The organism is Candidatus Paceibacterota bacterium, from assembly GCA_041660505.1.
In the GTDB taxonomy this organism is placed as follows: domain Bacteria; phylum Patescibacteriota; class Minisyncoccia; order Phycocordibacterales; family JACRKE01; genus JBAZWG01.
Map to the genome: position 1 here is coordinate 450,765 of JBAZWG010000001.1, position 21,359 is coordinate 472,123.

Sequence of the window (21,359 nt, forward strand, 5' to 3'; positions counted from 1 at the left end):
GATAATGACATCCAAAATAATTCAATTCCTGCGGGCAAAAGGACAAGCTTCTAGTTCGCAGATACATCAAAATATTATCTCACAAGGAGATGATGTATCGCTCGTTACTGTTCGACGCGACTTACGCCTACTTGTGGCGAAAGGAGTACTAAAAGAAGAGGGTCGCGGTCGTGCTGTTACCTATACGCTTACGGTGTACGGTAAGCTTACCGAGCAGGTAGATGCTCATTCGTACTGCTTGATTGATCCGGATACGCGCATAGGCAGGGGAGCGTTTGATTTTAATATTCTGCCGGCGCTCAACTTTAATCCGTTTTCCGATTCTCAAATGGCCGCGATGACGGACGCGACAAAATACTATCGTAGCAAAATTAAAGATATCTCTCCCACACTCCACCAAAAGGAACTTGAGCGTTTCATTATTGAACTTTCATGGAAGTCTTCAAAAATAGAAGGGAACACTTACACCTTGCTGGATACCGAGAAACTGATAATCGAATCTAAGGAGGCGCCCGGACACGACCACACAGAAGCACAGATGATTCTGAATCACAAAAAAGCTTTTGACTACATTCTCGCCCACAATAAGCATCAACGTAGAATTACACTGGCGCAGATTGAAGATGTGCACAAATTGCTCGTTGCCGGCATGGGTGTTACCCACAATCTCCGGAGAAAGCCTGTCGGCGTAACCGGTTCTAAGTATCGTCCGCTGGATAATGAATATCAAATCAAGGAGGCGGTCGACGTATTACTCGCAACAGTAGATAAACTGTCAGGCGGGTACGCAAAGGCCCTCGCCATACTGCTCGGTATCAGCTATATACAACCGTTTGAAGACGGCAATAAACGAACGGCTCGCCTTATGACTAACTCGGTTTTGTTGGCACACGAACTGGCACCCTTGTCGTATCGCAGTGTTTCAGAAGAACAATATCGAGAAGCAACGCTTGTGTTTTATGAGCTCAATTCACTCATCTCATTTAGAGATATCTTCGTTGCCCAATATGACTTTGCCGCTCGCAATTATCTCGTGAATGATTAACGGCTTTTGTGTATAAGTCTTCGGGAAATAAGCCCGTGTTAGTGGTATAATGATTACATTATGCAGTTTCAGGTTCCGCAATTTATCGAGATCGAGGACAAGGTTTTCGGCCCTTTTACCTTCAAGCAATTTATCTACATGCTGGGGGCGGTCGCGGCTTTATACATCCCATTCAAATTCTGGGGAATATACATAGCGGCCTTCACCGGCGGGCCTATCGCTGTACTGGCACTGGCACTGGCTTTTGCAAAAATCAACGGCCGGCCGTTCGTCTATATCGCCGAGTCGTATGTGAAGTACTTCTTCTCCGGCAAGCTCTACCTCTGGAAGCATAAAGACAAAGCGATTCAGACCAAAGTAATAGAAGAGAAGTCCGCCACGCGCGGGATGATAGTGCCGACGCTCTCGCAGAACAAGCTTAAAGACTTGGCGTGGTCGCTTGATGTCAGGGAGATACAGAAACCAAAAGTAGGAGATAGGAGATAGGAGATAGGAGTTGGGGAAAAGACGAAATAACGATACAATATATATAGACATGGCAACTAATTCAAATTCCCAAGCAGCCCAAGACTTCGTACCTATCAAGGAGGTGCGCGATGGTATTGCTATACTTAAAGATGGGGGACTGCGCATGGTGCTCATGGCATCGTCTCTTAACTTCGCCCTCAAGTCGTCCGATGAACAGCAAGCTATCACGATGCAATTCCAAAACTTCTTGAATTCGCTCGATTTTACTTGCCAATTCTTTATCCAATCGCGCCGGCTCGACATCCGCCCTTATATCGCATCTTTGGAAGAGCGTTTGGCGCAAAATACCAATGACCTGCTTAAGGTGCAGATTAAAGAGTACATCGGCTTCATTAAGAACTTCACCGAGACGGTTTCTATCATGACCAAGACATTCTTCGTCGTCGTGCCGTACACGCCGGCCTCGAACATTGTTACAGAAGGGCCGGCCGGCATGCTTGGTGGGCTCTTTGGTAAGGCTACCGCGAAAGAGAAGACGGAGAAGGACTTGATGACCTTCGAAGAGAACAAGACCCAGCTCGAACAGCGCGTCTCCATCGCCGAGACCGGCCTTATCCGTTGCGGGGTCAAGACCTTCCCCTTAGGCACCGAGGAGCTCATCGAGCTGTATTACAAGCTCTTTAATCCGGGAGAGGTCGAGAAGCCGATAACGTCTGCTTTGCAGACATAGGAGTTGGAAGTTAGGAGTTGGGAGTTGGGGAATTCCCCTAACTACTATCTCCTAGCTCCTAACTCCCATTTAAAAACATGTGGCCATTCGATAACAAAAACAAAAAGCCCCAAATAGAGATAGCGCCGGTCGTCCCGCACGAGATTTATGAGGCAGGTGTCCTCGACTTGCGCGATATTGTTGCACCTTCAGCGCTTAAGATCTCACCGAAGGAGATTAATCTCGGCGAGAAGATAGGGCGCACTCTCTTCGTCATGTCTTATCCCAGATTCCTAACCGACTCTTGGTTCTCGCCGATAATCAACCTCGACAAGATGTTTGATATCGCCATTCACATTCACCCTATCGACACGCAAAACGTCTTGCGTACATTACAAAAGAAGGTAGCAGAAGTGCAGAGCCAGATTCAAGGCCGAGCCGAGAAGGGGATGGTGCGCGACCCGGTCCTCGACACCGCTTACCAAGACATCGAGAAGCTCCGCGACCAGCTCCAGCAGTCGCAGGAAAAGCTCTTCGACGTCGGTTTGTACGTTACTCTGTATGGCGACACCGAGGAGGAGCTTAATCATGTCGAGTCGGAAGTTAAGTCTATACTAGAGTCTAAGCTTATCTACCTCAAGCCGGCCTTGTTCCAGCAAGAAGAGGGCTTCCGCAGTGTTATGCCCTTCGCCGACGACGAGCTCAAAATCAATTCCAAATTAAATTCGGAACCGCTTTCGTCGATATTTCCGTTCATCTCCTTCGACCTCACTTCTGACAAAGGCATTCTTTATGGCATCAATAAACACAACTCTTCGTTAGTCTTGTTTGACCGCTTCAGCCTAGAGAACTACAACTCGGTTGTCTTCGCCAAGGCCGGCGCGGGCAAGTCTTATATGACCAAACTCGAGATATTGCGTACCCTCATGTTCGATACAGAAGTAATAGTGATAGACCCAGAGAGAGAGTATGAGTTCTTGGCCGAGGCTGTCGGCGGGCGCTACTTTAATATTTCACTCACATCCGAACACCATATTAACCCCTTCGACCTCCCGCCGATCGGCGAGGACGAGTCACCCGGGGACGTGTTGCGCTCGCATATCATCACGCTTGTCGGCCTGTTCAGAATAATGTTGGGCGGTTTAACTCCGGAAGAAGACTCTATTATAGACAACGCTATTACCGAGACTTACGCGCTTAAAGACATTACCCAAGACAAGAACTTTAATAATCTCGAGCCGCCACTACTTTCCGATCTAGAATTAGTTTTGGCCGGAATGGAAGGGGGAGCGTCGCTCGCCCAGAGGTTGCTCAAGTATACGCAGGGCACATGGGCCGGCTTTATAAATAGGCCGACGAACGTGGACATCAATAAAAAGTTCGTCGTCTTCTCGGTGCGCGATATGGAGGATGAGCTCAAGCCGGTAGCTATGCATATCGTCATGAACTACATCTGGAATTCGGTGCGCAAAGACCTGAAGAAGCGCTTGCTTGTCATTGATGAAGCATGGTGGATGATGAAGTCGCCGGACACCGCCTCCTTCCTCTTCGGCCTCGCCAAAAGGTGCCGCAAGTACTTCCTCGGCCTGGCCACCATCACTCAAGACGTCGAGGACTTCCTCAAGTCGCCTTATGGTTTGCCGATTATTACGAACTCGTCCATCCAACTCCTTATGAAGCAGTCGCCGGCCTCGATTGATATCGTGCAGAAGACATTTAATCTGACAGAAGAAGAGAAGTTTCTGCTCCTCGAGTCGGCTGTGGGAGAGGGAATATTCTTCGCCGGCATGAAGCACGTCGCCATCAAGGTCATCTCTTCTTATACAGAGAATCAGATCATTACTTCTGACCCGTCACAGCTCTTGGCCATTAAAAAAGCGAAGATGGAACTAAAGGAAGCGCAAGGTTCTCAAAATCAAAGTTAAAATATCAAAGATCAAAATGACAGTGCAAAGTTTTAAAATTTCAAATTTTACCCTAAAATTTTACTCTTTGATTTTTGCTTTTTTATTTTTGCCATTTTTGACAAGCGCCTACACCGATACAGACTTCTCCGGCACGATGATTGCCGATGTGAGCCCTGTTAATCCGGCACCAAATAGCGCGGTAAACATTAAGGTCACAAGCTATGCGACCGACCTTAACCGTTCAACCATTGTCTGGAGCGCGAATGGCTCAACATTTACGCAGGGGATAGGATTGCGCACCGTCTCGGTCAAAGTTGGCTCGGCCGGGAGTAAGACGACTATCCGCATAACCGCTCACACGCCGGAAGGGGCGACATTCGCAAAAGACTTGTCGTTCTCCCCGGCCGGCATAGACCTGCTCTGGCAAGCGCATACCTCCGTACCGCCGTATTATATCGGGCGAGCCTTGCCAACAGCCGGCAGCAATATAACGATTATGGCGGAACCGGACTTTATAAACCCGGCCGGCAAGCGGATAGACAGCGCCAATATAGTGTACGAATGGTCTAGGAACGGCAACAAGCTGGAGAGCGCCTCGGGATACGGCAAGTATTATCTCGATATAAATAATTTGAGCAATTTCTCCAACGAAACAATATCGGTAAAAGCGACGGACATCTCCGGCCAGCTTGTCGCCGAGAACACCATCGCCATACCGGTACTCGCTCCGCGCCTGGCTATCTATGAAGAAGATTCGCTGATGGGCACCAAGTTCGAGACGGCTATCACGCGCGTCTTCAACCTCTTTACCGAGGAGGTCACTCTGCGCGGGGAGCCGTACTTCTACCCCAGAATATCAAGCACCCCGGCGCCTGTCTGGATGGTGAATGGGGAGGTGACGAATACCGATCGCACCAATCCGAGCCTAATAACCCTGCGCGAGCCAACCGGCAAATCGGGTACGGCGGCACTTGTCTATAATATAGACGGGGGAGGGAACACGAGACAGTCATTACAGTTACCGATAACCATTAACTTCGGCGCTAAACAGATGAGATTCTAACAGTTTTTAGTTTGCCGTGCCTGCCGGCAGGCAGGTAGTTTTTAAAAAAAAGAGATACCATGAAATTCAAAATTCAAAATTATCTGCCCCACCTCGCCGCTTTTGCAATACTCGCTTTGCCGGTTGTAGCCAGTGCGCAGAGCAGTTATAAATTGCTTTCTCCGCTTGCAGAACCGTTCGGAGGCATTGGCCCGGCCAATCAAGCCGGTAGTTATAATAATCTCGCTGATTATCTCAAAGCTGCCTTCCGCATTGCCGTCGGCTTAGCCGGACTTATTGCTGTCACTATACTTATAATCGGCGGGATAGAATATGTGTCATCGGGCATAAGCGGTAACGAAGCCGCTCGCTCATCAGCTCACAAAAGAATCTGGGACGCCATCACCGGCCTAGTCTTGGCTCTGACCGGCTACCTGATTTTACAAACCATAAACCCCGCCCTTGTAAACTTCCAACTAGAAATCCAGCCGATAACCAGCGGGGGGGCCACAAGTTCTGGAGGCAATAGTCCAATAGTTAACCCAGCCACTGGTGAAACTTTCACGCCAAATAGTGCGCAGCCATCTCAAACAACAAGTCAGACTCCAACACCAGAGTCATCGCCTCAATCGCAGACGACCGTGGTTAATCCGAACGCTCTTATCCCCGCCAATGCTGGTCCGTCTAGATATACTAATGTTGCAAATGATCCAACAATCGAGGGCACGTATAGAACAAAACTTATGCGGCTTGAAAATTTTAGGGGCTCGTCTCTTAACACTTACCAAGACAATAGCGGAATAATTCATGTACAGGATAGCCCTCTTATTAGCGGAAATAACACAACTCCTCAAGACGGGGAGACTTCTCGCGTAATGAGCGGGTACACCAGTTGGGAAACATTTACCTACGATTCCGCCTCCCATGATTGGATCTTAAGCAAATAATCTATGTCACGCAAACTTTCTATTATCATCTTCATACTCTTCTTGGTCCTCGGCGGGGTCTTTGGTTATCTTTATTTCACTTCCAAGAGTTCCCCCAACTCCCAACTCCCAACTCCTAGCTCCTCCACAAGCGGTTTCCCCACATCGGGGACAGTGGCCGGTAGTGTAGGTGCAGGTAATACTTCCACATCTTCTAACTCCCAACTCCTAACTCCTAACTCCAATTTCGGCGGCACATCCAACAACCAAACACTGGGTGCTGTGCGCCAAGTCGTGAACGTACCGGTCGCCGGAGCAACAGCCTTCACCGATAGCAGGGGAGCTGTCGTCGTACGATATGTAGAGCGCGAGACAGGTCATGTGCAGGATCAGCCCATTACGGAGAAGGTGTCTTCCAGAGTCACCGACACTACTATTCCGAAGATCTTTAATGCCATCTTCGGCAAGGACGGCAAGTTCTTGGTCTTCCAATCCCTTTCCGGCAAGTTCAATCAGCTTAATACCGCCTTTGCGGACATTAAGAAGGCACTGCCGGCCACAAGCACACAAGCGGCCGACACCGCACTCCTTGGCGAGCAGAACTTGAGCACCGTTGTCGGCAACTTGGACGGCACACTCCTGCCTGCGACCGTGCACCGAGCCGTCGCTTCACCCGACAAATTATCTTATCTCTATTTTAATGAATCGTCCGACGGCGCATTGGCCGTCATTGTGCCGGGTGATAAAAGCAAACTGGCCAAGTCTTTAACCACCGTCTTCTCCTCCAAACTTACAGAGTGGGCACCGGATTGGCCCACGACCAACACCGTTACATTCACCACCAGACCGGCATCCAACCTCCCGGGTTATATGTACAGCGTCAATGTCTCGAACAAACAAAAGACTCTTCTCCTCAAGAACGTCCTCGGCCTGACGGCGAGCATGTCACCGGACGGCTCGACCGTATTATATACAGAATCATCAGGCACAGGCTTCATCTCGCGACTGTATGATGTAAAGCTCGGCACTATCACCAACTTCCCGTTGCGCACCTACCCCGAGAAATGCCTCTGGAGCAAGAAGACGACTTCTGTTGTTTATTGCGCGGCGCCAGCATATTTTAGCTCCGGTACATATCCTGACGATTGGTACATTGGGGCAACGAGCTTTAGCGATGCATTATGGAGAGTGAATGTTAAGACGGGGGAGACCACGCAGATTGTCCCGGTTGCTGACAATCGAGCCAACGCGCAGGATATGATTAAACTATTTACAGACGAGAAGGAGTTGAACCTATTTTGGGTCAACAAGAGCGATACGACGGTTTGGACCGTTCCGCTTTAAAGTCGGTAAGGTTCAACCTTCCTGCCTGCCGGCAGGCACGGTTGGATGCTCAAGGTTGAACCTTACCGCCCATACGCTTGGCGTATAGCTCTTGGCCTATAGAGAAAACGTTATTGGTTATCCAATACAGAGATATCGCCGAAGCGAACTTAAGACTTATGAAGCCGATAAATAGCGGCAGAATATATTTCGTCTGCGTGCCCATACTGCGGGTGAATTCTTCGCTGAACGACAGCTCTTTGCCCGGTTCTTTCTTTACCGGCAACGGCGCCATGAGTTGGGCCAAGATGAACTGCGTAATAACGACGAGTATTGTTAAGAGTATATATGGCTTTGTCACGTCCATTATGCCAAGAAACATCGTGCCAAGCGTTTGCGGTATCGGTGTGAAAGAATACAAGCTTGCTTGAACGACTTTTATATCCTGCACAACCGAAAATAAACCGATAAGAATCGGAATCTGAATGAAAAGCAAGAAGAAGCTCGAGAACGGATTAACATTGTGCTCTTTATATAATGCCTGGAGCTGTTTAAACTGCTCTTGCGGATCTTTTATCTCTTTGCGCACCTTCTGCACGTGAGGCTCGATCTCGCGCATGGCCTTTTGAGCTAGGACCGCCTTCTGCGAAAGGGGATAGAGAACAAGCTTAGTGATTATAGTGAGCAAGATAACCGCAACGCCAACGTCTCCGCCCGGCACAATGGCCGTGAGGGCGATAAGCAGGTTATAGATAGGGTTATAAACAAGGGCACTATAGATGGCTCCAAACATATCTGGTTATTGTAGCACGCGGGCGTTACGTAACAAAGCGGTGATATCCGCCTGGATTTCTGCGAACGATGCGGTGCAGGCGGGGGATTTGGCGTAGAAAATACAGTAAAAACCCGAAGCACACAAGGCGGTCTTGTGTATAGCCTCCATTGCTCGGCGTTTTATCAGATGCCTATCTACAGAGCGCTTTATCGTTTTCGCCGAAATAACAACTGCAAACTTTGAGGGAGCACACAAGACTGCCTTATGGGGCCCGGCAGAAGGCAGTCTTGTGTGCGGAAAAACATTGAGCGAAAATAAATTACCGTGAACGAGAGCGCTCCGCACGGGCAAGGTGGCGAAATCGACACGGCTAAGGCGCTTGGATTTTGGGAGCATGGACAAGGTTCAACCTTCCTGCCTGCCGGCAGGCACGGTTGGATGCTTAAGGTTGAACCTTTTACAGTGCAACCCGCTTTCTGCCTTTCTGGCGACGGCGCTTCAGCGTATTCCTGCCGGCCTTGCTCGCCGAGCGCACGAGATAACCGTGAGTCGTTGCTCGCTTTTTCTTCTTTGGTTGGTAGGTCTTTGACATGTGCGTGAGTATAACATACCAACCGCCAACTTGTATAGTTACGGAAAAATTTTTAAAGAGTACAATATCAGTCTAATTCGAAAGTAAAAATTCGAAATTAGAAATTCAAAACCTTATGCCAGACACGAAAAAATTATGGGATGAGGCGCTCCTCGAGATAGAACTGATTATTTCGAAGGCAAATTTTACAACTTGGTTTAAAAATACCCACATCTGCCACTACGACGACGGTGTCGTCAACGTAAGCGTCCCGAACGAGTTTGTAAAAGAATGGATGCTGACGAAATATCATAAATGTATTCTAAAAGCTCTGCGTGATAAACATCAATCGGTAAGATCTGTCGATTTCGTTATCCAAAAAGACGAGGATAAGCAGCGTCCGCAGAAGCTGATGATCCAAGATGAGGCGCTCTACAGCGACCAGATGCATTTCCCCGAGCTGTACGTGAGCAAAGAGGATAATCTTAATCCTAAATATACCTTCGAGACGCTGGTTATCGGGCCTTTCAACGAGCTGGCTGTTGCCGCCTCTCAGAGTGTGCTCAAAAATCTCGGCACGACGTACAACCCGCTGTTTATTTACGGCGGAACGGGTCTCGGCAAGACCCACTTGATACAAGCTATCGGCAATCAACTCAAGAAGAACGATGCTAATAAGAAAATTTTTTACATAACCTCTGAAAGGTGGGCGACCGACCTTGTCGACTCAATAAGAAACAACAAGATCCACCTTTTTAAAGAGAAATATCGCAAGTATGACCTGCTTATAATAGACGATATCCAGTTCATCTCCGGCAAAGACAAAACGGAGGAAGAGCTCTTCCATCTCTTCAACAGCTATCACGACAACAATAAGCAGATAATCTTCTCCTCTGATAAACCGCCGCGCGCCATTATCGGCTTAGAGGAACGCCTGCGCACCCGCTTCGAAGGGGGGATGATGGTTGATATCTCCCAGCCGGAATATGAGACGCGCCTCGAGATATTAAGAACGAAGGCGAAGGGTTCGCACATTATGCCGCCGGAAGACGTGCTGGAATATCTGGCGACATCCATCCAAGACAGTGTTCGCGAGCTGGAGGGCGCCCTGAACCTTATTGTCGTCCAATCACAGGTGAAGAATCGCGCCCTTTCCGTCCAGGAGGCGAAGAATCTGATCAAAAACAACCTCAAACCGCAGAAAACCATCTCACTTAAAGACGTTATCAGGGTCGTCGCAGAGTTCTATAATATAGAAGAGAAGATACTATACGAGAAATCAAGGCGTAAAGAGATAGTGAAGCCGAGGCAGATCATTATGTACATCCTGCGAGAGGACTTTAATACCTCATACCCATATATCGGCCAGAAGATGGGTGGTCGCGACCACACTACCGTCATCCATGCCTACGAGAAGATCAAGCGCGATCTGAAAATAGACCAGCTTCTCGGTCAGGAGATGGAGCAGATAAAGACAATATTATATAAAGAGTACAGACCTGTGTGATTTTGGGTATAACCATGTTGATAAAGTGTGGAAACTGGTGATATAACGAGAGTACAGCCTGTCTAAAACAATTGAGTTACACACACCACTGTTCCACCCCGCACCGAGCTGTCGATATTATTAAAATAGACTCCGCCGTTTATCCAGAGTAGAATTCAAGAAAAAGCATTGTCGGACTACAATAAAACAGAGATATCCACTTATCCCCAACGCTAATAGTAATAATAAACTTATATATAAGATATATGAAGATCGAGTGCATAAAAGATAAATTACGGAATGCGGTAACCCAAGCAGAGAGGCTGACAGGTAAGAACTTATCATTACCGATACTCGCGTCGATACTTATAGAAGCGAAAGGGAGCAAGCTGCACATTAGAGCAACCAATCTTGATCTGGGGATAGAACTCGAATTACCGGTCAAGGTAGAAGAAGAAGGTAAGGTGGCGATATCCGGCTCTTTGTTAAATAACGTACTTAGCTTGCTTGATGGCGATGATAAAATAAAACTCGAGACGGTAAACGATAACATCGTTATTTCTACAAAAAAGAGCTCCACCTTAGTGAAATGTTTTCCGGCAGACGACTTCCCGACAATACCGCGTGTCACAGATGGTTCCGAATTTACGATTACTTCACAAAAACTCGTTCTAGGTTTGCGTTCTGTTTGGTACGCTGCCTCACTTTCTGATATGAAACCGGAAATCTCTTCCGTCCATGTATACTCCGAAGGCGGTGAATTTATTTTCGTTGCGACTGATTCTTTTCGTCTGGCGGAAAAGCACATAGAGAAGAAAGGCGAAGGTGGGGATGATCTCTCGATAATAATTCCGTATCGTAATGCCGTCGAACTCATCAGAATATTCGAAGGAATTACTGATCATGTCACTGTTTTGTATACTAAAAATCAAGTCTCGTTCGTTTCCGAGGTTTATGGATTACATATAACTTCTCGACTTACTGCCGGAGTGTTCCCGAATTATCGTCAGATAGTGCCGAAGGAGAAAAAGACCGAGGCCTGCATAATGAAGAAAGATCTGCTCTCAGCACTTAAGATGGCGACGTTGTTTACCGACAAATTCAATGTTATTGCAATGAAGATAATGCCGGTCGAACGGCTCTGTGAGGTGACAGCTAAGAACGGCGATGTAGGAGAGAGTGTTAGCCAACTCGATGCCACATTGGAAGGTGATGATTTACAAGCAAACTTTAATGCTAAATATATTCTGGATTCCTTCCAGTCAATAAAAGAAGACAGTATTGTTATAACGGGAAGCGGGCCATCCAAACCACTCGTCATCCGCGGTATCGGCGACAATACCTTCCTCTATCTCGTCATGCCGATCAATAGATAATTTAGGCCACTATGGCACTCCAAGGTATCCGGAATTTAGTCAGTAAGTATGATAAGCTTACAACGCCGGATAAAGAGGTGCGGGAGGCTCTAATCGCTCTCTGTGAACGTTTTGCCGGGGTAGAGATACCAATGGGCTCTATCAAGATAATAAGGGGTGTGGCGCAGATGCGCGTCTCGCCGGTTGTTAAGAATCAGATACTCTTGAATCAAGAGAAGATATTAAGCAATCTCGCTTTGCTTACGGGTAAGAAAATCGAAAAAATTTTATAACAGAAGACCGCCTTCTGCGAACCCCAGAAGGCGGTCTTCTGAGATTACTGGATGTTTATCGATACGGTAGCTTCGCCTTTGTTCTGAACGGTGTCATAAGCTACAACCTTAAGCTGGTACACTCCAGGTGTGAAATTTGGACCCAAAGAATTTGGTGTGAATTTAAAATTGAACGGTGCCGAATCCGAAAGTCCCAAGTAGATATCTCCAAGGAAGAAGGCCGCTTGATTGATGGGGTATTGACTACGCGCAATGAACGAGACTGTTACCGCGCTTTCTTTTGGATAATTAATAGTTGGTGCGGGCGAAGATATACTTACAGTAGGTGCCGCATTGGTTGTGTGGATGTTATCGTAGGCTGTCGGGATGATTGCGTCTGTCTGATTAACGACACCGTTTTCGGCAAGCCATTTTTGCGCCGGTATCTCCCAAAGATTATATTGCGGATCACTGGCTGGATTTGATGGTACAGAGCCGCGCGGGTCGTCTTTGTTAACCCAGTGAAGGATATCGTGAGCATCAGTCACAACTTTATGAATTCGCTGACTCTCCGGTGTCGCGCCAGTGGCTAGCAAGCCGGTCGTGCGGTCGATTATATATTCTTTATTCCCTTGCCACATACCTCGTAGTACCGGCTTAATATCTTGTGGTGTTGGCTCTGGCTGGATGAATTTCTCTACTGGCAGACCAGGTAATATTTTATTCATAAGGTCGTTCCAGATCGGAGCAATGATAAAACCGGCAACTTTTTTCTCGAGCGGAGTATTGTCGTTGTTGCCCGCCCAGAAGCCAAGTGCGAAATTCGGCGTGTAGCCTGTAATCCAGACATCACGATAATCATTGGTGGTTCCTGTTTTGACTGCCACAGGGCGAGAGGGGATATAAAGAGCCGAGTTGGTACCGAAGGCCGGCGCGCGGGCAGCATTATCAGACAGAACATCGTTGATTAGTCTCGCTGTGTTCTCCGGCAGGACTCTGCTCGAATCGGGCCGCCATTCGTCTATAACATTACCCTTAGAATCTTCAACCTTCAGGATGGTCGTCTCGGGGTAACGTACACCATCATTTGCAAATCCTCCATACGATTCTACTAGATCCAGAAGCGAGACTTCACCGCCACCAAGCACGAGCGTGAGTCCATAACGCTCTTTGTCGGCTAGGCCTTTTATACCCATATTTGTAGCCGTGGTTATAGAGTCTGTTATGCCGGCGAGATATAACGCTTTTACCGCAACGACGTTTACAGACTCGGCTAGGGCGCTCCTAAATGACATTGGGCCGTCATACTTTTTATCGTAATTCCCCGGCATATAACAATCGCTCGGTTTTGAATTTCCGACGGGCTTGCCTAATGAGTCACAAGCAGTCGAAAATTGTGTCTCGACATTAAATACCTCTGTTTCCGGCGTGTAGCCCTTATTAAATGCCGTGGCGTAAACGAAGGGTTTGAAAGAAGACCCCGGTTGGCGATGAGCGATAGTAGTATTGAAATTGCCTTCATCTGCGGTATTGAAGTAGTCGCGAGAACCGACCATAAGCAGAACTTGTCCTGTTTTGGGGTCGACGCCGACGGTGCCGATATTCTGTGCGTTGAATTTCTGCAGAATTTCCGGCGAACGATCCTTTATGACCTGTTCGGCATTCTGTTGCATCGTCCAGTCAAGCGTCGTGGTAACTCGCAATCCGCCATTCTCGACCAAGTCCTTTCCGTATTTCGCTTCAAGTTGCAACTTCACATACATTACGAAGTGCGGCGCCTTGATGGTGCCGTCTGATATAGGTCGGAAGGTGACATTCTCTGCTTTCGCGGCAGAGTGTTCATCTTTTGTAATATAATGCAAAGCGAGCATTCTATCCAAGACAAAATTCTTGCGAGAGTCCAGAGCGGAACGATTATTGCCCAGCGGCGAGTAATAAGTTGGTGCCTGGGGCAGAGAAGCGAGATAGGCGGCCTCTGCCAGGTCCACGTCCGAGGCGTGTTTACCGAAGAATCCAAGGCTCGCTTCTTCTACACCATAGACCGTACCGCCGTACGGAACTTCATTAAGATATAAACCAAAGATATCATCTTTACTCATCACTTGCTCCATCTTAAGCGCCAAGACTATTTCTTTTATCTTGCGGGTGATATTTTTATCGCTGGTGAGAAGAGTGTTCTTAATAACTTGCTGGGTAATAGTAGATCCGCCTTGCTTGGCCGACCCGGAAACGATGTCTTTATAAACCGAACGTAAAATAGATAAAGGCCTTATGCCGGCATGGGTGTAGAAGGAATCGTCCTCTATGGCCAATGTCGCATTCTTTATATTAAGAGAGACTGATGAGAAGGGGACCACGGTACGGCGAATCTGATTATGAACATCATATAAAACAACCGTACCGGTGCGGTCGAATATCTTTGTTGACTGAACAACTTTGCGCGAGTCAAATGACTTAAAGTCAGGGAGCTGGAGATTGGCAAACCAGATGATGCCAACGCCGAAAACAATGAAAAATAGGGCCAAACAAAGCAGAACGAGCCTTTTTATGTAGATTATCACACGGCGTCTTTTATGATGTTGCATTGTTCTATTTTACCATAATTCAAAAAAAGGGGATATTGTGATAGAGTATATTCATATGAAAACAGCACTAACGCGTGCGGTACAAAATATATATCCGAGTCGCGAGCTTTTAGAAAAAAAACTGGCGGGCGGTGACAAGCTCCGTATTTATCTGGGTATCGACCCGACCGGGCCGACGCTACACATTGGTCATGGCGTGGTGCTTCTGAAACTGCGCGAACTGCAGGATTTGGGACACCAGATTATCTTACTCATTGGGGATTTCACGGCGATGATCGGAGATCCGAGCGACAAAACCGCAGCACGAAAAAAATTAACAAAAGAAGAAGTGCTTGCGAACTGCAAAAACTATGTCGCGCAAGCCGGCAAGATCATCGATGTCGACAAAACAGAGATAAGATTCAATAGTGAGTGGCTGGGAAAAATGAATTTTGCAGATGTGTTGGAGCTTGCGGCAAATTTTACTGTTCAACAAATGCTCGAACGAGATATGTTCGAGAAGCGACTCGAAAACAAACAACCGATTTATTTGCACGAGTTTTTCTATCCGGCAATGCAAGGATACGATTCGGAAGCGCTCCGGGTTGATGCTGAAGTTGGCGGGAACGACCAAACATTTAATATGCTCGCCGGCAGAACTCTCATGTCCAAACAGGGCAAAGAAAAGTTTGTGATGAGTGTTAAGCTTCTGACAGATCCAACCGGGAAGAAGATGGGCAAGTCGGAAGGTAATATGGTGACCATGGAAGACTCACCAGAAAGTATGTTTGGCAAGGTTATGAGTTGGCCCGACACAATGATGGAAACGGCTTTTGAAATCTGCACACGCGTGCCGGCTGATGAATACAAAAAAATAACAGAAGGTAATCCGCTTGAGGCGAAACTGGCTTTGGCTGGCGCGATTACGAAGATTTATCACGGAGAGACGGGAGCCAAGGAGGGCAGAGAGTACTTTGCCGCGACTATTCAGAACAAAGAATTACCCACAGATATCACTGAAGTTACAGCCGAGAAGGGCGACGCGCTTTCAGAAATAATATTAAAACATAAGCTCGTCGCCTCGAAAGGCGAATTCACGAGGCTTGTTAAAGAAGGCGGAGTGCAGATAAACGGCGAAAAGCTCCACGACCCATTCTATAAAATAAGCGAACCGATCACAGTTAAAATCGGCAAGTTGCGTTATCTGAAGATTCTCGTTTAAATATTTCAGTATTTAAATATTTAAACTGCCGAAAGGCGTAGTCTAGTTCATATCTTCAAAGTCCGGAGCCTCTTCTTCCGGGTCTTCTTCGTCATCATCGACAGTGTGAAAGCCGAGAGCATCGAGCTCTTCGACGTCTGCGTCCAAATCGTGCGCGGCCGTCTCATCAAGGCTGGCCTCGAGGACGTCGGAATCAATCGCCGCCTCCTCTCCACTTTTACTCTTCGTTTCTTCGGAATCTTCTTCCTCTTTATCCTCATCTTTTACATCGTCGTCCTGTTTCTTTTTCGCCATATTAAAATTTACTTTTATTTTTTACCCGCCTCATCGGCGGGTCGCCGTTGAGGCGACAGCATGTTTGTAACAAATCGTGCGCAAATTTGCAACTGTGGACAAGCACACAAGACTGCCTTCTGGGATTCAGCAGAAGGCAGTCTTGTGTGCTACCGTTTTGTTGCCAAACATGTGAGCGCGATTGCTATTGCATCGTACTCATCATCGAGTTCTATTTCTTTTTTTATGTCGATAAGCTTAGGAATCATTTTAAATATGTCTGCCTTGGTTGCTCTGCCGTATCCGGTTACCGCAACTTTTATTTGGAGCGGTGTAAATTCTGCAACTCGCAACTTTTCCGACATGGCAATATAGGCGAGCATGCCTTTTACTTCCGCCACGTTCATCGCGGTCTTCTGATTATTTTCGAAATATAATTTCTCGACAGCGAAGACCTCCGGCTTCCATTTACGTATCTGTAACCAAAATTCTTCGCCCAAATTAAAAAGACGTTCGCTGAATTCAAGTTTGGGCGAAGTGCGAACACAGGCAGAATAAAGCAAAGTGTCAGAAGTGCCTTTTTTATGCTCGACAACAGCGATACCCATTCGTTCGTATCCTGGGTCGATGGCAATAACTTTCATGTTTACTCTAACGCGCCGTGGTAGACAGTCTTTACATCCTCAAGTTCCTCTAATGCGTCGATGAGCTCACCGAGTTTTTCGGCATCGGCATCATTTATGGGGAGTGGGGAGTTGGCGAGCCAGCCCTCGGGGCCTTTCATAAATGCCCAAGAGGCCGAGCCGGGTGTACCGAGGCTACCGCCGAAGGTTTCCATCGCGTGCTTGATCTCGGCATTAGCGCGATTCTTGCTGTCGGTAATGCCTTCTATCATGAGGGCAACTCCGCCTGGGCCGTAACCCTCGAAAAGTATTTCAGTATAATTTTCGGCCCCCGCGCCTTGCGCTTTCTTGATGGCGCGCTCGATATTTTCGTTGGGCATATTGGCGGCACGGGCCTTATCAATCAACGTTCTTACTCTTGGCGAGTTGGCATCGCCATTGGCCTGCTTGACCTCCATTGTTATCTGGCGCACCAGCACAGAATACAATTTACTCTTCTTTGCATCTTCCGCACCCTTCTTATGCTTTATCTTAGACCATTTGTTATGACCGCTCATTTTTAACAGAATTATAGAATTTGAGAATGTAAGAATTTTAGATCTTTAATTCCAAAATTCCTTAATTCTTAAATTCTGTTTATAATAGCTTTTCTTGTCTCGATTTTGGCACATCGTATCCTAAATGTACATACCCGCGAGTTGTGACGACACGACCGCGCGGTGTTCTTTCTATCAAACCTTCTTGCAGTAGATACGGCTCGTTGACCTCTTCTATTGTTGCCTCTTCTTCAGAAATTGCTGCGGCTATAGTGCTTAAGCCTACTGGCCCACCGGCAAACTTTTCTATCATCGTCGATAAAACTTTTCTGTCGGTTGTGCCAAGGCCGAGCTCGTCTATTTCAAGCAATGCGAGTGCCTCCTTTACCGCCTTCATATTAAGCGGAATTTTATTAACTTGAGCGAAATCACGGACGCGTTTGAGAAAATGATTGGCGATACGCGGAGTCTTACGGCTTCGTGAAGAAATTTCTTTCGCCCCGCCTTCTTCGAGCTCTACGCCTAATATTTTCGCCGAGCGCTTGATGATGCGTTCAATCTCGGTTTCTGTATAAAATTCCATATGAAATGTCCCGCCCGAGAATCGCGAACGCAAAGGCGCAGAAATCCGAGCCGCTTGTGTCGTTGCGGCAATTAAAGTAAAGGGCGGTAGGTCAAGCTGTATCGTGCGCGCTGACGGACCTTTGCCGATAATAATATTGAGAGACCCGGACTCCATGGCGGGATATAAAACTTCCTCGATACTTTTATGAAGTCTATGAATTTCATCTATAAAGAGAATATCGCCAGCAGAAAGATTGGTGAGTATTGAGGCAACATCGCCGACTTTCTCGATAGCGGGACCGGAAGTGACTTTTATCTGCGCTACCATCTCCTTGGCGATGAGATAGGCGAGCGTCGTTTTGCCGAGACCCGGCGGGCCGTAAAATAATAAGTGCTCCGGCGGATGTTGGCGCTCCTTGGCCGCGCGCAAAAGTATCTTCAGATTATTCTTGATAGTCTCTTGACCCACGTACTCATCCCAAGTGGATGGGCGCAGGGCGCTATCCAAGAATCGGTCGTCTGATTTTATGGTGATTTCGTCACTTGACATGATTTTATCCGTGTGCTAGTATGGAGTACTTACGTTTTTGTCTTTGTAAACAGAAAATTTTTTCGTTAGAGCGCACAAATCTCTAAGCAATAAGGTGCGAGCCTATCGGACTAGTTTCAGAGGACACTCTGGTTCGCTTCTTCGGAAGCTTGCTGGAGTTATCCCTAGGAACTAGTCTAACTTGATGCTCCCTGAGTATCAAGAGTTGCTTAGAGATTTATACGCTCTAAACTTCGTGTCCAGCCTAGCACAGAATCATTGAGGTTGAAGTGGATATGTAGCGCGTTCGACACCAGGTGTCTTTTGGGGTAAAATTTATTTATGGAAAAAGATAAAAAAATTGTCATCAAGGTTCGCGCAGTTATTTTGCACGATGGTCAATTGCTGACAGTTCGGCATGCGGGGAATATGGACTACGTCGCTCTTCCGGGCGGACACTTAGAATATGGAGAAGATTTAAAACAATGCGTATCCAGAGAAATGATTGAAGAGCTCGGAGTTAAGCCAGAAATAGGAAGATTGCTTTATATCAGTACGTTCGTTGAGGAAGAAAAAGGGAAGCAGTACGTAGAAGCATTTTTCGAAATAAAAAACGGGATAGATTATGTCGGTTGTGAAAAGCTAGCCCGTTCTCATGCCCAAGAACTTGATGAGATAGTTTGGGTGAGTCCTAGTGACACTGTATGTATTATGCCGAAAAGCTTCGGCGACGATTTTATGGCAGGGAAACTTCTTTCCGACGAAGTCAGATACATTAGTGTGTTCTAGACCACGTGGTCGAGTGAGAAGACTGGGGCTGTTTCATTTCTCAAAATCCTTTTTTGAAATTCCCGCCTGCTTGCGTATTTTTTCAATAAGTATTCCGGAGATGTCGCCCGTATGCGGATTGGGGATAGTCACCCTTAAATCACCGCGTTCCATTTCCTCGTGTTTGCCACCGCTAAAGGGGCCGGTAAATCCGTTTGCGCGTAATCGTCGAATCAGCTCACGCCGCGGCAAAGGCTTTGACATTGAGGTGGCTAAATTCAGAACCCAGTTTCTTTGGATTTGTGCCTTGGCGAAGAGAGGCAATCAGACGTTCTTCGAGTATTTCTGCAAGATCATTACGTACGCCTTCAAGCGTTTTTGCCTGCGCAATTACGCCGGGGACAGAGTCAATCCAGCCAACCCACGCCTTCACCGCCTTATCATATTCATAAGCAGCCTGGGCGAGTCTATTTTCTACATATTGCTGGGTCAGTAACTTCATATGCTCATCCTAGCAGAAATAGTGACGTACTTCAAACGAGCCTCTTACGTCAGATTGTAAAGATCGACGACACGGCCGAGTTCGGCCATCGAGGTTACGCCTTGCAATACTTTTATCACGCCGTCTTGCCGCATATCGAGGATGCCCTCGGGCGCGGCCGCTTTTTTGATATCGCGCTCGCTCGGATTATTGATGACCGTCTCTTCTACGGCGCGGGTCATTAAGATACCTTCGAAGACGCCGATGCGCCCTTTATATCCTATCCCCGCGCACTTTTCACATGCTTTATTCGGCCCTACGTCGCCAACCTTACTTTTGTCCGGAATCGGCACCTTACATGACGAATCTATAGAGGCAAGTGTCTCATCGATAACTTTTTTCTCGTCTACTGTCGGTTCGCGCATTATCTTGCATTCACTGCAAAGTCGGCGGAGTAAGCGCTGGGCCAATGTTAAAGTTAATGCAGAACTGATAACTTTAGGATTAACGCCGAGGTCTATGAGACGGGGGATAGCGCCAGCGGCATTGTTGGTGTGCAGTGTCGAGAATACCAAGTGGCCGGTCAAGGACGAGTTGATGGCAATCTTGGCCGTCTCACTGTCGCGGATTTCTCCCACCATTATAATGTCGGGATCTTGGCGGAGCGCAGATCTAAGTCCCTCCAGAAATGTATATCCTTTCTCTTCATTAACTTGTGTCTGTGAAATACCCTTCAAGTGATATTCGATTGGGTCCTCTATAGTAATGATTTTCGTGCCGGACTCGTTGACTTGATTCAGAAACGCGTAGAGAGTCGTTGATTTACCGGAGCCCGTCGGACCGGTGGTCAGTATCATACCGTTCGGCTTGGCTATCTCGTGCTGGATGACTTCATAGAGATGCGGCTCGATACCCATGTCGGAAAGCTTGATGGCCAAGGACTTAGGATCCAAGATACGCATCACCACTGACTCGCCATAGTTGCCCGGTAATACGGATACGCGGATTTCTAATGTATTGTCAGATAATGTGATAGAGAATCTGCCGTCCTGTGCGCTTAGCTTCACATTTAATTTCATTCCCGAGACAAGCTTGATGCGCGATATGATCAGATGATAAGTGTCATTACCGATATAAGCGGCATCATGGAGCACGCCATCCATACGATAACGCACGCGCACATTGCCTTCTTCCGGTTCGATATGGATGTCTGATGCGGAGAGAGAAATGGCGCCGGCGAGAATCGCTTCGAAAACGAGTGAAGTGCCATGACTCTTCTCTTTCGCCGAAGAAATAATCTCTTCAATTGTCACTTCGAGGGCTTTGAGCGACTTGAGCTTATCAACGAACTCCATCATCCGGTCTCCGGCGATATCGATAAGCCCTGCGCGCGTGACCGTCGCCTCCGATACCTCCTTGTACCTTTCCCATGCGCGTTCGAGCGAGACATTAGAGACCAAATGCTGGCCGACCTCGTACTTATTGCGCTTCAAATTCTCCATTATCTCCGGCAGATGAGGGTTGTTGGGGGTAAGGATAGCGAGCTCGAGCTTGCGGCCAACGAGCTGGAAGGCGGCGACGTTCGCCGCCCGTGCCTCGGCCTCCGGAATAGAGCGCAGAGCGTCCGTATTAATAGAGAATTTAGAGAGGTCGGCGTAGGGAATAGAGTATTTGCCGGCAAGCATCTGGGCCAGCTCTTCCGCCTCCTCTTGATGGAGCTCTGTAATCTTTTTAGTGCCTAGGTCGTCATTAAATTGCGCCATACTTCAAGCCTAACACACTATTATAATGAACGAAGTGGACAACCCCACCCCTGCCCCTCCCCGACCTGCCCGCCAGTGCCAGGCGTTGGCCGGCGGGAGGAGAGGGGGATGAAACACTTGACAAAATAAGTGCATAGTGTATAATACACTCACTAAA

Annotated in this window: 22 protein-coding genes; 12 read left to right on the forward strand and 10 right to left on the reverse strand. The window is 47.5% G+C overall.

All coding sequences use genetic code 11. The features are described from left to right. Positions 1-4 precede the first annotated feature (4 nt). From WC764_02390 to WC764_02420, 7 genes are all read left to right on the forward strand, one after another. The gene (locus WC764_02390; protein ID MFA6006553.1) at positions 5-1,045 is read left to right on the forward strand and encodes a Fic family protein; all 1,041 of its coding nucleotides are present in this window, start codon (positions 5-7) and stop codon (positions 1,043-1,045) included. Between the two features lie 60 nt (positions 1,046-1,105). Next, the gene (locus tag WC764_02395) at positions 1,106-1,531 is read left to right on the forward strand and encodes a PrgI family protein (GenBank protein MFA6006554.1); all 426 of its coding nucleotides are present in this window, start codon (positions 1,106-1,108) and stop codon (positions 1,529-1,531) included. A 49-nt stretch (positions 1,532-1,580) separates the two neighbouring features. Next, a complete protein-coding gene (locus WC764_02400; protein ID MFA6006555.1) occupies positions 1,581-2,243 on the forward strand; it encodes a hypothetical protein in 663 nt (220 codons plus the stop codon). A 77-nt stretch (positions 2,244-2,320) separates the two neighbouring features. Continuing rightward, positions 2,321-4,147 (forward strand): DUF87 domain-containing protein, encoded by a 1,827-nt coding sequence (locus tag WC764_02405; protein ID MFA6006556.1) that lies wholly within the window; start codon positions 2,321-2,323, stop codon positions 4,145-4,147. 97 nt (positions 4,148-4,244) lie between these two features. Beyond that, positions 4,245-5,192, forward strand: a complete 948-nt coding sequence (locus WC764_02410; GenBank protein ID MFA6006557.1) for a hypothetical protein — start codon at positions 4,245-4,247, stop codon at positions 5,190-5,192. A 59-nt stretch (positions 5,193-5,251) separates the two neighbouring features. Beyond that, a complete protein-coding gene (locus WC764_02415; GenBank protein ID MFA6006558.1) occupies positions 5,252-6,118 on the forward strand; it encodes a pilin in 867 nt (288 codons plus the stop codon). A 3-nt stretch (positions 6,119-6,121) separates the two neighbouring features. Then, positions 6,122-7,441, forward strand: a complete 1,320-nt coding sequence (locus tag WC764_02420) for a hypothetical protein (GenBank protein MFA6006559.1) — start codon at positions 6,122-6,124, stop codon at positions 7,439-7,441. 49 nt (positions 7,442-7,490) lie between these two features. Here WC764_02420 and WC764_02425 read toward each other — a convergent pair whose 3' ends face one another. Together WC764_02425 and rpmH are read right to left on the reverse strand one after the other, a co-directional pair. Then, positions 7,491-8,213, reverse strand: coding sequence for a YidC/Oxa1 family membrane protein insertase (locus WC764_02425; protein ID MFA6006560.1), 723 nt, complete (start codon positions 8,211-8,213; stop codon positions 7,491-7,493). Between the two features lie 439 nt (positions 8,214-8,652). Continuing rightward, the gene (gene rpmH, locus WC764_02430) at positions 8,653-8,787 is read right to left on the reverse strand and encodes a 50S ribosomal protein L34 (protein MFA6006561.1); all 135 of its coding nucleotides are present in this window, start codon (positions 8,785-8,787) and stop codon (positions 8,653-8,655) included. A 115-nt stretch (positions 8,788-8,902) separates the two neighbouring features. Here rpmH and dnaA point away from each other — a divergent pair, with 115 nt between their 5' ends. The 3 genes from dnaA to WC764_02445 all read left to right on the forward strand — a co-directional run bounded on the left by dnaA (position 8,903) and on the right by WC764_02445 (position 11,900). Next, positions 8,903-10,273, forward strand: a complete 1,371-nt coding sequence (gene dnaA, locus WC764_02435) for a chromosomal replication initiator protein DnaA (GenBank protein MFA6006562.1) — start codon at positions 8,903-8,905, stop codon at positions 10,271-10,273. A gap of 245 nt (positions 10,274-10,518) precedes the next feature. Beyond that, positions 10,519-11,628: a DNA polymerase III subunit beta gene (gene dnaN / locus WC764_02440; GenBank protein ID MFA6006563.1), complete on the forward strand. Its 1,110-nt coding sequence runs from the start codon at positions 10,519-10,521 to the stop codon at positions 11,626-11,628. 11 nt (positions 11,629-11,639) lie between these two features. Beyond that, positions 11,640-11,900, forward strand: a complete 261-nt coding sequence (locus tag WC764_02445; protein ID MFA6006564.1) for a hypothetical protein — start codon at positions 11,640-11,642, stop codon at positions 11,898-11,900. 44 nt (positions 11,901-11,944) lie between these two features. Here WC764_02445 and WC764_02450 read toward each other — a convergent pair whose 3' ends face one another. Beyond that, complete coding sequence (locus WC764_02450) at positions 11,945-14,464, reverse strand: transglycosylase domain-containing protein (GenBank protein ID MFA6006565.1); 2,520 nt, start codon at positions 14,462-14,464, stop codon at positions 11,945-11,947. A 55-nt stretch (positions 14,465-14,519) separates the two neighbouring features. Here WC764_02450 and tyrS point away from each other — a divergent pair, with 55 nt between their 5' ends. Next, on the forward strand, positions 14,520-15,665 hold the full coding sequence (tyrS, locus tag WC764_02455; protein ID MFA6006566.1) for a tyrosine--tRNA ligase: 1,146 nt from the start codon (positions 14,520-14,522) through the stop codon (positions 15,663-15,665). A gap of 42 nt (positions 15,666-15,707) precedes the next feature. On the opposite strand, the gene WC764_02460 is transcribed toward tyrS, so the two are convergent. The 4 genes from WC764_02460 to ruvB all read right to left on the reverse strand — a co-directional run bounded on the left by WC764_02460 (position 15,708) and on the right by ruvB (position 18,211). Continuing rightward, positions 15,708-15,959, reverse strand: a complete 252-nt coding sequence (locus WC764_02460; GenBank protein ID MFA6006567.1) for a hypothetical protein — start codon at positions 15,957-15,959, stop codon at positions 15,708-15,710. 149 nt (positions 15,960-16,108) lie between these two features. Then, on the reverse strand, positions 16,109-16,582 hold the full coding sequence (locus WC764_02465) for a crossover junction endodeoxyribonuclease RuvC (protein ID MFA6006568.1): 474 nt from the start codon (positions 16,580-16,582) through the stop codon (positions 16,109-16,111). Positions 16,583-16,584: 2 nt separating this feature from the next. Next, positions 16,585-17,118 carry a YebC/PmpR family DNA-binding transcriptional regulator gene (locus WC764_02470; protein ID MFA6006569.1) on the reverse strand — a complete coding sequence of 178 codons (534 nt, stop codon included), beginning with the start codon at positions 17,116-17,118 and terminating at the stop codon, positions 16,585-16,587. A 79-nt stretch (positions 17,119-17,197) separates the two neighbouring features. Next, a complete protein-coding gene (gene ruvB, locus WC764_02475) occupies positions 17,198-18,211 on the reverse strand; it encodes a Holliday junction branch migration DNA helicase RuvB (GenBank protein MFA6006570.1) in 1,014 nt (337 codons plus the stop codon). Between the two features lie 321 nt (positions 18,212-18,532). Here ruvB and WC764_02480 point away from each other — a divergent pair, with 321 nt between their 5' ends. Beyond that, positions 18,533-18,979 (forward strand): NUDIX domain-containing protein, encoded by a 447-nt coding sequence (locus WC764_02480; protein MFA6006571.1) that lies wholly within the window; start codon positions 18,533-18,535, stop codon positions 18,977-18,979. A 33-nt stretch (positions 18,980-19,012) separates the two neighbouring features. Here the strand turns inward: WC764_02480 and WC764_02485 are convergent, their stop codons facing one another. Genes WC764_02485 through WC764_02495 form a run of 3 tightly spaced genes read right to left on the reverse strand, consistent with a single transcriptional unit; the run spans position 19,013 to position 21,202 of the window. Next, a complete protein-coding gene (locus WC764_02485) occupies positions 19,013-19,222 on the reverse strand; it encodes a type II toxin-antitoxin system HicA family toxin (GenBank protein MFA6006572.1) in 210 nt (69 codons plus the stop codon). Then, entirely contained in the window at positions 19,197-19,460 is a 264-nt protein-coding gene (locus tag WC764_02490; protein ID MFA6006573.1) for a hypothetical protein, read from the reverse strand. The genes WC764_02485 and WC764_02490 overlap by 26 nt, the downstream gene beginning before the upstream one ends. Positions 19,461-19,504: 44 nt before the next feature. Beyond that, positions 19,505-21,202, reverse strand: a complete 1,698-nt coding sequence (locus WC764_02495) for an ATPase, T2SS/T4P/T4SS family (GenBank protein MFA6006574.1) — start codon at positions 21,200-21,202, stop codon at positions 19,505-19,507. Between the last annotated feature and the right edge of the window lie 157 nt (positions 21,203-21,359).

Bases quoted from the DNA above. Each gene is read 5' to 3' on its own strand.
- WC764_02480 (MFA6006571.1), top strand. From the start codon at position 18,533: ATGGAAAAAGATAAAAAAATTGTCATCAAGGTTCGCGCAGTTATTTTG.
- WC764_02395 (MFA6006554.1), top strand. From the start codon at position 1,106: ATGCAGTTTCAGGTTCCGCAATTTATCGAGATCGAGGACAAGGTTTTC.
- WC764_02445 (MFA6006564.1), top strand. From the start codon at position 11,640: ATGGCACTCCAAGGTATCCGGAATTTAGTCAGTAAGTATGATAAGCTT.
- WC764_02390 (MFA6006553.1), top strand. From the start codon at position 5: ATGACATCCAAAATAATTCAATTCCTGCGGGCAAAAGGACAAGCTTCT.
- ruvB (MFA6006570.1), bottom strand. From the start codon at position 18,211: ATGTCAAGTGACGAAATCACCATAAAATCAGACGACCGATTCTTGGAT.
- WC764_02495 (MFA6006574.1), bottom strand. From the start codon at position 21,202: ATGGCGCAATTTAATGACGACCTAGGCACTAAAAAGATTACAGAGCTC.
- WC764_02460 (MFA6006567.1), bottom strand. From the start codon at position 15,959: ATGGCGAAAAAGAAACAGGACGACGATGTAAAAGATGAGGATAAAGAG.
- WC764_02420 (MFA6006559.1), top strand. From the start codon at position 6,122: ATGTCACGCAAACTTTCTATTATCATCTTCATACTCTTCTTGGTCCTC.
- tyrS (MFA6006566.1), top strand. From the start codon at position 14,520: ATGAAAACAGCACTAACGCGTGCGGTACAAAATATATATCCGAGTCGC.
- WC764_02405 (MFA6006556.1), top strand. From the start codon at position 2,321: ATGTGGCCATTCGATAACAAAAACAAAAAGCCCCAAATAGAGATAGCG.
- WC764_02465 (MFA6006568.1), bottom strand. From the start codon at position 16,582: ATGAAAGTTATTGCCATCGACCCAGGATACGAACGAATGGGTATCGCT.
- WC764_02400 (MFA6006555.1), top strand. From the start codon at position 1,581: ATGGCAACTAATTCAAATTCCCAAGCAGCCCAAGACTTCGTACCTATC.
- dnaA (MFA6006562.1), top strand. From the start codon at position 8,903: ATGCCAGACACGAAAAAATTATGGGATGAGGCGCTCCTCGAGATAGAA.
- dnaN (MFA6006563.1), top strand. From the start codon at position 10,519: ATGAAGATCGAGTGCATAAAAGATAAATTACGGAATGCGGTAACCCAA.
- WC764_02450 (MFA6006565.1), bottom strand. From the start codon at position 14,464: ATGCAACATCATAAAAGACGCCGTGTGATAATCTACATAAAAAGGCTC.
- rpmH (MFA6006561.1), bottom strand. From the start codon at position 8,787: ATGTCAAAGACCTACCAACCAAAGAAGAAAAAGCGAGCAACGACTCAC.
- WC764_02425 (MFA6006560.1), bottom strand. From the start codon at position 8,213: ATGTTTGGAGCCATCTATAGTGCCCTTGTTTATAACCCTATCTATAAC.
- WC764_02470 (MFA6006569.1), bottom strand. From the start codon at position 17,118: ATGAGCGGTCATAACAAATGGTCTAAGATAAAGCATAAGAAGGGTGCG.
- WC764_02485 (MFA6006572.1), bottom strand. From the start codon at position 19,222: ATGTCAAAGCCTTTGCCGCGGCGTGAGCTGATTCGACGATTACGCGCA.
- WC764_02490 (MFA6006573.1), bottom strand. From the start codon at position 19,460: ATGAAGTTACTGACCCAGCAATATGTAGAAAATAGACTCGCCCAGGCT.
- WC764_02415 (MFA6006558.1), top strand. From the start codon at position 5,252: ATGAAATTCAAAATTCAAAATTATCTGCCCCACCTCGCCGCTTTTGCA.